This window comes from Rhizobium sp. AC27/96 (genome assembly GCF_001692325.1).
Taxonomy (GTDB): Bacteria; Pseudomonadota; Alphaproteobacteria; order Rhizobiales; family Rhizobiaceae; genus Rhizobium.
Genome location: NZ_LXKN01000046.1, coordinates 217,821 through 230,403, shown reverse-complemented (window position 1 = coordinate 230,403; position 12,583 = coordinate 217,821). Strand labels below are relative to the sequence as shown.

The window sequence follows — 12,583 nt, the reverse complement described above, 5'->3', positions numbered from 1 at the left end:
GCGCAGTAGGAGTAAAGCAATGGCCGAAAATGCAGCCTCGCTGGGTCAGTTCGATTTTGCCGGTGACGATCACGTTGTGCCCTTCCAGGTCGAAGGTCTCGATGTGCGCGGCCGTGCCGTGCAGCTTGGTCCTTTGCTGGATGCAATCCTTGCCCGGCATGATTATCCGACGCCGGTGGCCCGCCTTTTGGCCGAGGCTATCGTTCTCACGGTCTTGCTCGGCACATCGCTGAAGTTCGAAGGCAAGTTCACCGTACAGACCAAGGGCGACGGCCCGGTCGACCTCCTGGTCGCCGATTTTTCGACGCCTGAAAATGTCCGCGCCTATGCTCGCTTCAACGAAGAGGCGCTGGCAAAGGCTGTTGCCGAAGGCCGCACCGAGCCCGAGCAGCTGCTCGGCAAGGGCGTTCTTGCCTTCACGATCGATCAGGGCCGCTACAGCCAACCCTATCAAGGCATCGTTGCGCTTGACGGAGCTTCGCTCGAGGATATCGCCGGCACCTATTTCCGCCAGTCGGAGCAAATCCCGACACGTGTGCGCCTTGGTGCCGCAGAGCTCTTCGACCGCGATGAGAATGGCAAGCCACGTCATCGCTGGCGGGCGGGCGGTCTGATCGCGCAGTTCCTGCCCGAGGCACCGGAGCGCATGCGCCTGCCGGATCTGCACGGCGGCGACGGCGATGAGCTTATCGGCAATCACGTCGAGGACGATGCCTGGGCCGAAGCACGCAGCCTCGTGGAGACCATCGACGCCGATGAGTTGACGGATCCGCTTGTCGGCACCGAACGCCTGCTGTTCCGCCTATTCCATGAGCGCGGTGTGCGTGTCTATGAGCCGAAGGCGGTTTTCGACCGCTGTTCCTGCTCGCGTGACAAGCTGAAGGGCGTGTTGCAGGGTTTTTCGGCCGAGGAGATCGAGGCCAGCCAGGAGAACGGTGAAATCGCGGTCACCTGCGAATTCTGTTCGACCACCTACCGCTTCGAAGTGGCCGAGGTAAACGCGGCCTGACTCAGTTCAGCGTGCGCAGCAGATTGGGCGTATCGAGAGAGAAGGCGGGGATATTGACATGGAATTGTTCCCCGTCGTCCGTCTCCATCTGGTAATGGCCGAACATCATGCCTGAAGGCGTGTCCAGCGGGCAGCCCGATGAATATTCATAGGTATCTCCGGGGTTGAGGTGCGGCTGTTCGCCGACGACGCCGGGCCCCGTCACCTCATCCACGATGCCGTTCATGTCGGTGATGTGCCAGTAGCGCGTCACCAATTTGACCGACGTCTTGGAATGATTGGAGATGACGATACGGTATCCCCAAACATAGCGATCGTCGTCCGGATCGGATTGCTCCTCCAGATAGAATGGCTCTACGACAACTTCTATGTCGCGTGTTAAGGCGCGATACATGCCTGATTACCTTGCCACTGCTCTGGAATGTCGAACGCTCTTGCAAGCGCCGCTTACGCTCCAGCATTTTAAAGTCCGCGGCATATTACCCGCTTTCCATGCTTCCCGCAAAGTGCGGGATATCTAGCGGTATCCTATAACCAGCCCGTTCCGTCAAGGAATGGAATGATGAAAATTATCATCGGCGATTTTTCCGTGGTGAATCGTAGATATTACGACAGAAAACGAAGACTATCAGGCTGACGTCAAAAGTATCTCGTCTTGCTTGTCCTTTAGTGTTTTCTACCATAGCTCCACTCGCCATGTCTTGGCGAGGCAGAAAGGCTTGGCATCATTTGGGGTGCACTTGATGCTTGATTACCATATCTGTCAGGTTCGGGTCGAAAACTCTCGACCATATGAGGCTCGGCTCGGTCTTCAGCTCTGCGAAAAGAGCCTCCGCGCGATTTCCCGACGACGGGATTTCGACTATCATCTGATTCTGGCACGGCCCGTGCCTCCCCCCTCCATCCGGGAAAGTATACTTCATGCGGGGCTGTCGATCATCAAACCGACTGTTTGAGCGCCTGGCATAAGGAGGGGTTGCGGTCACTGCTCGCAATAGGAGGTTTACAATGAGGCTTTCCGCCCCTGTCTATCATTTGAAGCGCAAGGCACGGCTTTTGTCGCGCCAGCAGAATATCCCTTTGCATGCCGCGCTGGATCACATCGCGGCCGGCGAGGGGTTTGGAGGATGGAGCTTGCTTGCGTCCAAGACGCAGGCTGCCGTTTCCCCTGATGATTTCTTCTCGTTGTTGAGCCCGGGCGATCTGGTGTTGGTCGGTGCACGCCCCGGCCAGGGCAAGACGCTGATGAGCCTCAAGCTCGCCGTGGGGGCGATGAAATCGGGCAATCGCAGCGCCTTCTTCACGCTCGAGGATACCGAAAAGGTCGTTCTGGATCGTTTCCGGATCATCGGCGTGGATCAGGCCGAGTTCAGGGAGTTGTTTGAGCTCGACAGTTCCGACGCCATAAGTGCCGACTACATTGCAAACAGGCTGGCCTCGGCGCCACGCGGCACGCTGGCAGTCGTCGACTATCTGCAGATACTCGATCAGAAGCGGGAGAAGCCGGAACTGGAGACGCAGGTCTGCGCGCTGAAGGCGTTCGCGCGTGAGACGGGCGTAATCATCGTGTTCATCTCGCAGATCGACCGTTCATACGATCCGGCGCTGAAACCATTGCCCGATCTCGATGACGTTCGTCTGCCAAACCCGCTGGATCTGTCGCTTTTCGACAAGATGTTCTTCCTGCACGCCGGCAGGGTTCAATACAAAGCGGCGAGCTGACGACGACCGCATGGCTCCAATAGGAGCATGTCGAGCCGCCCGGAGAATCTCCGGGCGGCTTGAAGGAATAGTATCAGGCGGAAACCTGTTCCAGGGCGCGGGCGAAATCCTCGACCAGATCCTGGCTGTCCTCGATACCGGCGGAGAAGCGCACGGTACCCGGTGAAATGCCAAGCTCCGCGCGGGCCTCGTCGGTGAGGTTCTTGTGCGTCGTGGTGGCCGGATGAGTGATCAGGCTCTTGCTGTCGCCGAGATTGTTGGAAATCTTCACGATCTCTAGGGCGTTCTGCAGCTTGAAGGCCGCTTCCTTGCCGCCCTTCAGCTCGAAAGCCACCAGCGTCGAGCCGCCGGTCATCTGCTTGGCGATGATGTCGGCCTGCGGATGGTCCTTGCGGCCGGGATAGATCACGCGGGCAACCTTGTTGCCCTGCTCGGCGAGGAAGTCAGCCACCTTGGCGGCATTCGCCGTCTGCTGCGCAACACGCAGCGGCAAGGTCTCGATGCCCTTCAGCAGCGTCCAGGCCGTGAACGGCGACATGGCCGGGCCTGTGTGGCGGAAATAATCCTGCAGGTGCTCATCGATCCACTGCTTGTCGGAAAGGATGACGCCGCCGAGCGAACGGCCCTGGCCGTCGATATGCTTGGTAGCGGAATAGACGACGATATGGGCGCCGAGTTCCAGCGGCTTCTGGAAGAGCGGGGTGGCGAACACGTTGTCGACTACGACTTTGGCGCCGATCTGGTTGGCAAGCTTGGCCACCGCAGCGATGTCGACGACTTCCAGCGTCGGGTTGGTCGGGCTTTCCAGGAAGAAGACCTTGGTCGTCGGACGGATCGCCTTTTCCCAGTTCTCGACAAAGCGACCGTCGACCAGCGTGCATTCGATGCCGTATTTCGGCGCGAGCGTCTCGACGACCCAGCGGCACGAGCCGAAGAGGGCGCGGGCGGCAACGATATGGTCGCCGGCCTTCAGCTGGCAGAGAATGGCGGCAGTGACTGCAGCCATGCCCGAGGCCGTGGCGCGGGCATCTTCCGCGCCTTCCAGCGCGCACATGCGCTTTTCGAACATGTCGTTGGTCGGACTGCCGTAACGGGCGTAGATGAAACCATCGGTCTCGCCCTTGAAGCGGGCTTCCGCCGCTTCCGAGGTGTCATAGACGAAGCCCTGGGTCAGATAGATTGCTTCGGATGTTTCGCCAAATTGCGAACGGAGCGTTCCGCCGTGAACGAGTTGGGTTGCGGGGCGCCAAGTCTTGCTCATGCCATCACCACTTTCAAAACAAAAAAACCGGCCGCAATTGCAGACCGGTTTCAACCCGGTCTTTTTAGCCACTTGTTTAACGTGGCTGCAAGCCGACCGGCCAAATCACCACGGGATAAGTTGCAATACTGCCGTTGATCGCTTGCGTCAATTCCCTGAGTTTGGTTTTGTCTGCGACAAATACTGCCCGCGCGTCTTTCTGGATGCGCTAAGGTCGCAGTAACGTTTTGAATCAGCCCGCAGGCAGACAAGTCGAAAATGGATTTGGAGGCTTACAGGCTGGGGAAAGAGGCATGATGGCTCGCAATACTGGAATTCTCGCGGATCGCGCCATTGCGGCGCTCTTTGACGCCGGACGGCTGATGAGCGAAAGAGAGCTGGATGTCGATCAGATCCAGCCGGCAAGCCTTGACCTGCGCCTCGGTTCCCATGCATTCCGCGTTCGCGCCAGCTTCATGCCCGGTCCGTCACATCTGGTTGCCGACAAGCTCGACTGGCTGAAGCTGCATGTCGTCGACCTCTCCGAAGGCGCCGTGCTGGAAACGGGCTGCGTTTACATCGTGCCGCTGATGGAACGGCTGGACCTGCCGGCGGACATGTCGGCCTCGGCCAATCCGAAGAGCTCGACCGGCCGTCTCGATATCTTCACCCGCGTCATCACCGACCGGGCGCAGGAGTTCGACAAGATCCCGGCCGGCTATTCCGGCCCGCTCTATCTCGAAATCAGCCCGCGCACCTTTCCGATCGTCGTTCGCCGTGGTTCGCGCCTGTCGCAGATCCGTTTCCGCGTCGGCCAGGCTCTGCTTGACGAGCCGGAACTGCTGGCACTGCACGAGACCGAGACGCTCGTCGCCAGCAAGAAGCCGAACATCACCGGCGGCGGCATCGCGCTGTCGATCGATCTTGCCGGCGACAAGGAAGGCCTGATCGGTTATCGCGGCAAGCACCACACAGCCGTCGTCGATGTCGACAAGAAGGCCCAGCACGATATCTTCGATTTCTGGGAGCCGCTTTACAGTCGCGGCCGCACCGAGCTGATCCTCGATCCCGACGAATTCTATATCCTCGTTTCGCGCGAGGCCGTGCATGTGCCGCCGCATTATGCCGCCGAGATGACGCCGTTCGATCCGCTGGTCGGCGAATTCCGCGTCCATTATGCCGGCTTCTTCGATCCCGGCTTCGGCCATGCCCCGGCCGGCGGCCGTGGCAGCCGCGCCGTGCTCGAAGTGCGCAGCCATGAAGTGCCTTTCATCCTCGAGGACGGCCAGATCGTCGGCCGCCTGATCTATGAACACATGCTGGAGCAGCCAAGCAGCCTCTACGGCTCCGGCCTCGGCTCGAACTATCAGGCACAGGGCCTGAAGCTGTCCAAGCACTTCCGGCTCTGAGGACCTATCGTCCGGCCTTGACAGAGGCCGCCAACTGTTGGACATCTCGGGATGTCAGGCGGGTGTAGCTCAATGGTAGAGCAGCAGCTTCCCAAGCTGAATACGAGGGTTCGATTCCCTTCACCCGCTCCAGCTTCCTTCCATCATCAGTGATCTCAGGATGTGCTCGACATGATTGATCACATAACCATCGAAGTGAGTGATCTGGAGAAGAGCAAGGCGTTCTATGAGCGCGCTTTCGAGCCGCTGGGTTACGGCTTGTCCTTTGGCAAGGAAGGTGTTTTCTGGGCGTTCGACGTTGGCGACGGCAGCCTGTTCGAGATCCAGCACACGGGCAGCAGACCGCCCTTGACGCATTTGCACGTTGCCTTTCGCGTCGACAGCAGGGCCGAGGTCGATGCGTTTTATCGCGCCGCTCTGGAAGCGGGAGCCGAGGACAATGGCGGTCCGGGTCCACGACCGGAATATACGGCGGATTATTATGCTTGCTTCATTCTGGACCCGGATGGCTACAACATTGAAGCGATGATCAACAAGCCGGGTGCTAGAGATAAAATCCAGCTCAGAAGCTGGCTCTGTCTTTCAAGGCCTCCGTCAGCGCTTCGCCGAAAATCGCGATCGGCCGGGCGAGGCGTCCGGCTGGTGGGCGATGTACCAGCCAGTTGACGACCCTCGGGCTGAAATCCGGCGCCTCGATGACCTCGATGGAATTGCGCCAGCGGCTACCCGATAGCGCCGCCGGCGTGAGGACGCCGATCCCGAGGCCGCGCGACACCAGCGACATGCGCAAATCGGCGCTCATGGCCTCGACGGCGACGTCGAACGGCAGCCGTTCTGCCTCGAAGCGATGATGAATGAAGGCGCGGAAGCCACAGCCGCTCTGGTTCATGATCCAGGGGAAGCGGGAGAGATCGTCAAGTTTCGGCGCCTTGGGAACTCCGAGCGAAGGCGATGCGACGAGAATGACGTTATGGATCCCCAGCATGTCGCCGACGACATTGTCCGGCGGCTCCGTGCCCTCCGCCAGACAGACGGTTGCCGCATCCAGCTGGCTATGCGCGACCTGTTCGATGAGCTGCGGCGACCAGCCGGAGACGATGCGCAGCGTCAGCTGTGGAAACTGGCTGCGGAGTTGATCGAGCGGGGCCGAGAGCGCCGCCTCCGAGAGATAGGGCATGACGCCAAGGCGGAATTCGCCGCTGATCGCGCCACCCGGGGAGACGCCGGCCTTGAGATCATCGAGCGAGCGCAGGACACGACGTCCATGCTCGTAAGCCTCTCGCCCTGCCGCGGTCGGCTTGAGCGGCTTGGACTGGCGGTCGAGCAGGGCGATGCCGAGGCTATCCTCGAGGCTCTGTATCCGCCGGGTGATGCCCGGCTGGGTCAGGTTGATGCGTGCGGAAGCGGCAACGATCGATCCGGTTTCCACCACGGCGACAAAGGCTTCGAGATCATGAATGTTCATGAGGAGCTCGCATAATCATTATTAGCTCATTTCAATTGCCGCATTATGCAACAAAGCGATAAAGATGGCTAACAATATTATTTAAGCTCATTGGAGAATCCATGTCTCAGGTCCCAGAATGCATTGCCAGCGAGCCGGAGGATGAGGCGTCCGAGGCGGTTTTGGCCCCTCCGACATTGTTGTTCGCCATTGCCACCGGCGTCATCATCACCAATCTTTTCGCGCCGCAGACGCTTGTCGGCATTATCGGCCCGTCGCTCGGCTTTTCCGAAAGCGGCGCGGGTCTCGTGGCGATGGCCTCCCTGCTTGGCTATGCCGCCGGCCTGTTTTTCCTGGTGCCTCTCGCCGACCTGATGGAAAATCGCCAGCTGGTGTTGCGCATGCTCGTCTCGGCCATGGTGATGGCTATCGCTGCTGCCTTTGCGCCGACAGGATGGAGCCTCCTCATCTTCCTGTTCCTCCTGGGCGCGGCCTGTTCCGCCATCCAGATTCTCGTGCCGATCGCCGCCGCTATGACGCCGCCGGAGCACCGCGGTCGGGTCATCGGCAACGTCATGAGCGGCGTCATGGTCGGCATATTGGTGTCGCGGCCACTGGCGAGCCTGGTTGCCGATTTCTGGGGCTGGAGGAGTTTCTATGCCATCAGTGCGGCAGCCCTTGCGCTTCTCGCCGCCGTGCTTGCCCTTCGCCTGCCCGAACGGCGTCCCCTGGCGAGCACCAGCTACGGCGCTCTGATTGGCTCGCTATTCCAGCTGCTGCGCGATGAGCCGGTGCTGCGGCTTCGCGCCTTTACCGCCGCCTTGATGATGGCGAGCTTCAGCCTGTTCTGGACCTCCGTCGCCCTGCGTCTGGCACAGCCGCCATTCTCGCTCGGCCAGTCCGGCATTGCGCTGTTTGCGCTGGTTGGAGCCGGCGGTGCCGCCGCGACATCTCCCTTCGGCCGCATGGGTGACAGGGGCTGGACACGGATGGCGACGTTGATCTCGCACCTGATCATGCTTGCGGCCATGGCGCTGGCCGCCTGGGTCGGCGGAGTGCGGTCAGGCGATCCGCTGGCTCTGTTGATCCTCCTCGGTGTCAGTGCTGTCATGCTCGATGTCGGCGTCACCGGCGACCAGACCTTGGGGCGCCGTGCCGTCAATCTCCTTAATCCGGAGGCCCGAGGGCGCATCAACGGGCTCTTCGTCGGCATATTCTTTCTCGGCGGTGCAGTGGGATCGGCTCTGGCCGGCACGGCGTGGGATTTTGGCGGCTGGACAGCCGTCTGTGCTGGAACTGCGGGCTTTGGGGTAATCGCGTTGATCACAGGCCTTGCTGCGCGGAGCTGACAATGCAATGAGGCCGCAACACTTGCGGCCTCGTTCGAGCATCGCCATCTAATAGCTCATTCAGGTGGGCGCCAGACAGGCATGACAAAACGAACGCCCCGTATCAGGAGCGTTTGAATGCGTGGCAATGCACTGCTTTACAGGTTGAGGGCGATTTTCAAGAGCGGCGCGCTCAAGATCGGCCGGAGTACGAAAGTTCCGTTCGGCACGAAGATCATCTGGAAGCGCGGTGACGTTCGCATCGGCGAAAGAGTGCATTTCCGCAAGGGCGTCGTCATCGATGCGCAGGAAGGCACTATCGAAGTCGGCAACCACGTCTCCTTCAACGAATACAGTATTCTGCTCGGCCGTGGCGGCATTTCCATAGGCAATGACGTTCGGATTGCCGCTCATGCCATGGTGGTGTCCTTCGATCACAATTTTGATGATCTCACGCAGCCCATTCGCCTGCAGGGCGTGACGAAGAAACCGATCGTCATTGAAGATGATGTGTGGATCGGGGCGGGCGCGAAGATCCTCGGCGGCGCGCACATCGCACGAGGATGCGTCATCGGCGCGAATGCCGTCGTCAAGGGAAAGACGGAGCCCTATGGCATCTACGTCGGCGCACCGGCAAGATTGCTGAAGCGGCGTGGAGAAAAGGGCGGTCTTGCAGACGAAAATATCGAGTTGCTGCCCGCTGCGAAAATATTGGCGAACCGATAGGCTACCTGCCTCATTGGCGCAGCCACGGCTTGCCGTGGCTCTTCGGCAGTGGCGCGATATTCCCCACTTGTCATGACTCTGCTAAACCGGGTCAGTGAATCAGGAATGTGCAGCCACGACCGGAGGCCCGATCAAGACCATGCGTGTTTGCCTTTCGTCGATGATCTCCGCAGTCCGGCTTTTGACGCACGCGGCATTGATTGCGGTGGCTAGCGCCCTGCCGCTCTCCGCCCAGGAGGCCAAGCCGCCCAATCTGCCGATCCTGTTCGACGCCCGGGAGCGACTGCCGAAACCCGATCTATCGTCGCTGGTCAGGCTGCGGTTCCTGACATCGGTCGATTTTCCGCCCTTCAACTTCCTGGATCAGAACGGCAAGCTTACCGGCTTTCACGTCGAACTTGCCCGCAAGATCTGCGACGAGCTTGCCATCGCGGACAAGTGCCAGATCCAGGCTTTGCCCTTCAACGAATTGCAGGGCGCGCTTTCGGCCTCGCAGGGCGATGCGGTGATATCAGGCATCGCGGTGACGCCCGAGCTACGCAAGGGCTTCGCCTTTTCCCGTCCCTTCCTGATGCTGCCGGCGCGCTTCGTGCGCAATCTCAAGGCGCCAGTCAATGGAACGACAGTTGCCTCGCTTGCCGGGCACCCGGTCGGCGTGGTCAAGGGCACCGTGCATGAGGCGATGATGGCCGCCTTCTTCCCGGCGATCAAGCCGGTGCCGTTCGACGACAAGGATGCGCTTCTGGCTGCCGTGAGGGATGGCAAGGTCGATGCCGCCTTTGCCGATGGGCTGCAGCTGTCGTTCTGGGTGTCGTCACCGGCGGCGGAAAAGTGCTGCGCCCTTTTCGACGGGCCGTACCTGTCTCAGCAGTTCCTCGGCGAAGGCATGACCATCATGCTGCGCCAGCAGGACGCCGATCTGACGGCCGCCATCAACCATGCGCTGGCGACCCTGTCACGCGATGGCAGGCTGCAGGAAATCTATCTGCGCTACTTCCCCTACGGGCTCTACTGACGGGAGCACTTTTCCGTCAGGAATACCCATCACAAGAAAACGCCTATGCCTTGCGGTAGCGGGCAATCGCGCTGCGCTCGATGGCGGCACAGGTCAGCTTGTCCAGGCCGAGACGGTCGCGCAGCAGGCTGAGGAGACGCAGTTCCTCGGCCTTGACGGAGAGATCGGCGGAGGCGACTTCCACCGCAAGCGCGTAGGCGGTGTCGTAGAGCCGGGCCGGCAGCGTATCGCGCACTGTTTCGAGCACGATATCGAGGCCTTCGCTGCCCGACAGCAGCTTGGCACAGTCGCGGGAGACGGCGATCAGCTTCTCGTCGTCAAAACCCTTGAAAACCGGCAGCGCGTGGATGAGCTCCCCAATGCGGCTGAGCTCGCGGTCGTTCATCGTGCGGTCGACGGCCGAAGCCAGCACCATGACGTAGATCAGGGCCTCGTGAGCAGAAAGCGGCTTGTTCATGACAGGCGAAGTCCTTTGAATTTGGCAGACTGAAAAGTCGCGCGTCTCATGGCAAAAGTTACTGCATAATTCCTTAAATCGGAATCGATTTAAGGGTAAAGTTAGGCAGCAGATTTAAAGTGCTGCAGCGACCTTTGCGCGTCATATATGACCTGCGGCGCTGTAGTGGCGGAAGCAAGGCATCAGATCGGATTGAGCGGATCTTCCTTGGGCAGGGCCGGCCCAAGTGTCGATTTTCCATTCTTGCGCGGATCGTCGCCATACATGCCGCGCTTTTTCTGCTTGGCCTCATCGACAAGCGCGACAAGCGGTGAGCCAGGTTCCGGATCGGCCCAGCCGAAGCGGACCAGCCAGGAGCTGAGATCGATGCGGACGTAGCGGCACGCACCGGTCACCGTGCCGGTCCAGGTCGCGCTCGGCAGATCGCAGTCTATGGATCGCCCGCGCAGATACATGCGGAATGCCGTGCGGGCGGCCTGACCGCAAGGCCAGTCCTTGCCGCTCGAGCTGGTGCACATGCGGTCGACATCGGTCGGGATGATGCCGACGAGCCGCACGCTCTTGCCCGCGATGGTAACTATGCCGGCCTGATCGGAAAAGGGGCGGTTGAGTTCGATGGAAGTCGTCTGCTCTTGTGGCTTTTGCGCCGGACCCAGCGAGGCCTGTTCCGATTGAGGTTGGGATTCCGGCTGGGACTGGGGCTGGGCTTGGGGCGGGAGGGTTCGATGAGCGGATGCCGCGAGCTCCCTGTCGATCTGATCGGCCGGGATACGGTTGTCCGGCGCTGCATCTGCCTTGGCTTGATCTGCGCCGGCAGTTTGCGGAGATGCCAGTGCCGGGCCGGAAGCCTCGGGCACGACGTCGGCGGGCTTCGGAATTTCGGCGGCAGCAGTTTCAGTGTTTTTTGCGGCATCCGGGGCTGCGGGTACCGGCTGAGCCTCGCTTGGCTTTGCCGATGCATCGTTCGACGGCGCAGGGTCGGCGGCGGCTTTGGTCTCGGGAGGTGCCGGCTGTGCGGCCGCTACCTTGTTGTCCTCGGTCTTGCCCGCATCGCTGCCAGTTGTTTTTGCGGCGTCATCGCTTGCCGGTGCCGGTGTTGCAGCCTCGGAGAGCTTGGTGCTTCCGTCGGGCGCGGCGGTCGAAGCAGGCGTCGGGGCGGGCGGCGTCACCCTGTCCGGCGCCGTCTCAGTTGCCGATGTTGCAGGCTGCGTCTTTGCCTGGTCTTCCGGTTGCGGTTTGCCGGCGGCCGCATCGTCCTGCTTGGCCGTTTCGGCGGGCTTCGGCGTCTCGATATTCTTGGGCGGCGTGAGATCGGCCTTGGCGGTCTGCGCAGGGGCGGGTGCAGGAGCCGGACCATTGTCCGCTACCGTGTTGCTACTGCGGCCAGGCAAGGAAAACCCATGTTCTCCGAGCTGCACGGCAATCAGGGTCAACCATGAACCGACCACCGCGCCTGCCACACCTGCAAGCAAAATATCACGACGCATACCGAGAAAACTTTCCTATTGGCTGGCCCATATGATCCGGGCAATCCATTCCACATCCGCCAGCTCGAAGCCGCGATTGGGATGTTCGGGGTTGAGCGACAGTAGCTCGATAGACCGTGCGCTCTGCCGCAGCAAGACCTTGGCCATGACTTCGCCTTCACGGGTCTTGACCACGACCCGATCGTTCTTCCTGATTTGAGCCCCCGGCTCGACGATCAGAATATCGCCATCGCGATAGAGTGGCAGCATACTTTCGCCCTGCACCTCCAGCGCATAGGCGCCGGCCCTGTGCCCGGCCGCAGCGGGAAATTCCACCATGTCCCAGCCCTGACCGGCCGGAAAGCCGCCATCGTCGAAGAAGCCGCCGGCACCCGCTTGGGCAAAGCCGATGAGCGGAATGGAGCTGCCGGGCGACGAATTTCCCTGCGCAGACACAGCGCCCGCCGTCTCACCGGGGCGGATGAAGCTCAGAAACTGCTCGAGGCTTGCCCCCGTAGCCTCCAGCACCTTGGCGATCGATTCCGTCGACGGCCAACGCAGGCGCCCATCCTGGCTCAATCGCTTCGACTTGTTGAAAGAGGTGGCATCGAGCCCGGCGCGGCGTGCCAGACCGGAGGGCGTCAAGGCGTGCCGCTCGGCAAGCCCGTCGATCGCACCCCATATCTGCTCATGTGACAGCATCGCCGCTCAGCATCTGTGCGCCGGCTTGGCCGGCTCAACTCGTTTAAAAAATGTTAACCGAGGCG

The 12,583-nt window shown here is 60.9% G+C and carries 12 protein-coding genes, 1 tRNA gene, 1 pseudogene and 1 riboswitch; of the genes and pseudogenes, 8 read left to right on the top strand and 6 right to left on the bottom strand.

The features are described 5' to 3' along the window. Positions 1-19 precede the first annotated feature (19 nt). Positions 20-1,009 (top strand): Hsp33 family molecular chaperone, encoded by a 990-nt coding sequence (locus A6U86_RS26480; RefSeq protein ID WP_068397403.1) that lies wholly within the window; start codon positions 20-22, stop codon positions 1,007-1,009. A gap of 1 nt (position 1,010) precedes the next feature. Here A6U86_RS26480 and apaG read toward each other — a convergent pair whose 3' ends face one another. Beyond that, complete coding sequence (gene apaG / locus A6U86_RS26475; protein WP_068397400.1) at positions 1,011-1,403, bottom strand: Co2+/Mg2+ efflux protein ApaG; 393 nt, start codon at positions 1,401-1,403, stop codon at positions 1,011-1,013. Between the two features lie 614 nt (positions 1,404-2,017). Between apaG and A6U86_RS26465 the strand changes: the two genes are divergently transcribed. After that, positions 2,018-2,731 carry a DNA helicase gene (locus A6U86_RS26465; RefSeq protein ID WP_068397394.1) on the top strand — a complete coding sequence of 238 codons (714 nt, stop codon included), beginning with the start codon at positions 2,018-2,020 and terminating at the stop codon, positions 2,729-2,731. Between the two features lie 73 nt (positions 2,732-2,804). On the opposite strand, the gene A6U86_RS26460 is transcribed toward A6U86_RS26465, so the two are convergent. Continuing rightward, positions 2,805-3,992, bottom strand: coding sequence for an O-succinylhomoserine sulfhydrylase (locus tag A6U86_RS26460; protein WP_068397391.1), 1,188 nt, complete (start codon positions 3,990-3,992; stop codon positions 2,805-2,807). 43 nt (positions 3,993-4,035) lie between these two features. Beyond that, positions 4,036-4,114, bottom strand: a riboswitch (SAM riboswitch). 171 nt (positions 4,115-4,285) lie between these two features. Here A6U86_RS26460 and A6U86_RS26455 point away from each other — a divergent pair. The 3 genes and pseudogenes from A6U86_RS26455 to A6U86_RS34950 all read left to right on the top strand — a co-directional run. Further along, entirely contained in the window at positions 4,286-5,380 is a 1,095-nt protein-coding gene (locus A6U86_RS26455) for a 2'-deoxycytidine 5'-triphosphate deaminase (protein WP_068397388.1), read from the top strand. Between the two features lie 58 nt (positions 5,381-5,438). Continuing rightward, positions 5,439-5,512 (top strand) — tRNA-Gly (locus tag A6U86_RS26450). Between the two features lie 39 nt (positions 5,513-5,551). Beyond that, positions 5,552-5,920 (top strand): annotated as a pseudogene (locus A6U86_RS34950) (VOC family protein); the annotation flags it as partial. Between the two features lie 22 nt (positions 5,921-5,942). On the opposite strand, the gene A6U86_RS26440 reads toward A6U86_RS34950, so the two are convergent. Next, positions 5,943-6,845 carry a LysR family transcriptional regulator gene (locus tag A6U86_RS26440; protein ID WP_068397380.1) on the bottom strand — a complete coding sequence of 301 codons (903 nt, stop codon included), beginning with the start codon at positions 6,843-6,845 and terminating at the stop codon, positions 5,943-5,945. 101 nt (positions 6,846-6,946) lie between these two features. On the opposite strand from A6U86_RS26440, the gene A6U86_RS26435 reads away from it, so the two are divergent. The 3 genes from A6U86_RS26435 to A6U86_RS26425 all read left to right on the top strand — a co-directional run bounded on the left by A6U86_RS26435 (position 6,947) and on the right by A6U86_RS26425 (position 9,893). Beyond that, positions 6,947-8,173 (top strand): MFS transporter, encoded by a 1,227-nt coding sequence (locus A6U86_RS26435; protein WP_068397377.1) that lies wholly within the window; start codon positions 6,947-6,949, stop codon positions 8,171-8,173. A gap of 117 nt (positions 8,174-8,290) precedes the next feature. After that, the gene (locus tag A6U86_RS26430) at positions 8,291-8,878 is read left to right on the top strand and encodes a DapH/DapD/GlmU-related protein (protein ID WP_068397374.1); all 588 of its coding nucleotides are present in this window, start codon (positions 8,291-8,293) and stop codon (positions 8,876-8,878) included. Between the two features lie 139 nt (positions 8,879-9,017). Then, positions 9,018-9,893 carry a transporter substrate-binding domain-containing protein gene (locus tag A6U86_RS26425; protein ID WP_068397912.1) on the top strand — a complete coding sequence of 292 codons (876 nt, stop codon included), beginning with the start codon at positions 9,018-9,020 and terminating at the stop codon, positions 9,891-9,893. Between the two features lie 43 nt (positions 9,894-9,936). Here the strand turns inward: A6U86_RS26425 and A6U86_RS26420 are convergent, their stop codons facing one another. The 3 genes from A6U86_RS26420 to A6U86_RS26410 all read right to left on the bottom strand — a co-directional run bounded on the left by A6U86_RS26420 (position 9,937) and on the right by A6U86_RS26410 (position 12,518). After that, the gene (locus tag A6U86_RS26420) at positions 9,937-10,350 is read right to left on the bottom strand and encodes a tellurite resistance TerB family protein (RefSeq protein WP_068397371.1); all 414 of its coding nucleotides are present in this window, start codon (positions 10,348-10,350) and stop codon (positions 9,937-9,939) included. A 182-nt stretch (positions 10,351-10,532) separates the two neighbouring features. Next, complete coding sequence (locus A6U86_RS26415; protein WP_068397368.1) at positions 10,533-11,837, bottom strand: hypothetical protein; 1,305 nt, start codon at positions 11,835-11,837, stop codon at positions 10,533-10,535. Positions 11,838-11,852: 15 nt separating this feature from the next. Beyond that, positions 11,853-12,518: a helix-turn-helix transcriptional regulator gene (locus A6U86_RS26410; protein WP_068397366.1), complete on the bottom strand. Its 666-nt coding sequence runs from the start codon at positions 12,516-12,518 to the stop codon at positions 11,853-11,855. Between the last annotated feature and the right edge of the window lie 65 nt (positions 12,519-12,583).

Excerpts from the sequence above, each read along its gene's own strand:
- A6U86_RS26480 (WP_068397403.1), top strand. The coding sequence starts at position 20 with ATGGCCGAAAATGCAGCCTCGCTGGGTCAGTTCGATTTTGCCGGTGAC.
- apaG (WP_068397400.1), bottom strand. The coding sequence starts at position 1,403 with ATGTATCGCGCCTTAACACGCGACATAGAAGTTGTCGTAGAGCCATTC.
- A6U86_RS26465 (WP_068397394.1), top strand. The coding sequence starts at position 2,018 with ATGAGGCTTTCCGCCCCTGTCTATCATTTGAAGCGCAAGGCACGGCTT.
- A6U86_RS26460 (WP_068397391.1), bottom strand. The coding sequence starts at position 3,992 with ATGAGCAAGACTTGGCGCCCCGCAACCCAACTCGTTCACGGCGGAACG.
- A6U86_RS26455 (WP_068397388.1), top strand. The coding sequence starts at position 4,286 with ATGATGGCTCGCAATACTGGAATTCTCGCGGATCGCGCCATTGCGGCG.
- A6U86_RS26440 (WP_068397380.1), bottom strand. The coding sequence starts at position 6,845 with ATGAACATTCATGATCTCGAAGCCTTTGTCGCCGTGGTGGAAACCGGA.
- A6U86_RS26435 (WP_068397377.1), top strand. The coding sequence starts at position 6,947 with ATGTCTCAGGTCCCAGAATGCATTGCCAGCGAGCCGGAGGATGAGGCG.
- A6U86_RS26430 (WP_068397374.1), top strand. The coding sequence starts at position 8,291 with ATGCGTGGCAATGCACTGCTTTACAGGTTGAGGGCGATTTTCAAGAGC.
- A6U86_RS26425 (WP_068397912.1), top strand. The coding sequence starts at position 9,018 with ATGCGTGTTTGCCTTTCGTCGATGATCTCCGCAGTCCGGCTTTTGACG.
- A6U86_RS26420 (WP_068397371.1), bottom strand. The coding sequence starts at position 10,350 with ATGAACAAGCCGCTTTCTGCTCACGAGGCCCTGATCTACGTCATGGTG.
- A6U86_RS26415 (WP_068397368.1), bottom strand. The coding sequence starts at position 11,837 with ATGCGTCGTGATATTTTGCTTGCAGGTGTGGCAGGCGCGGTGGTCGGT.
- A6U86_RS26410 (WP_068397366.1), bottom strand. The coding sequence starts at position 12,518 with ATGCTGTCACATGAGCAGATATGGGGTGCGATCGACGGGCTTGCCGAG.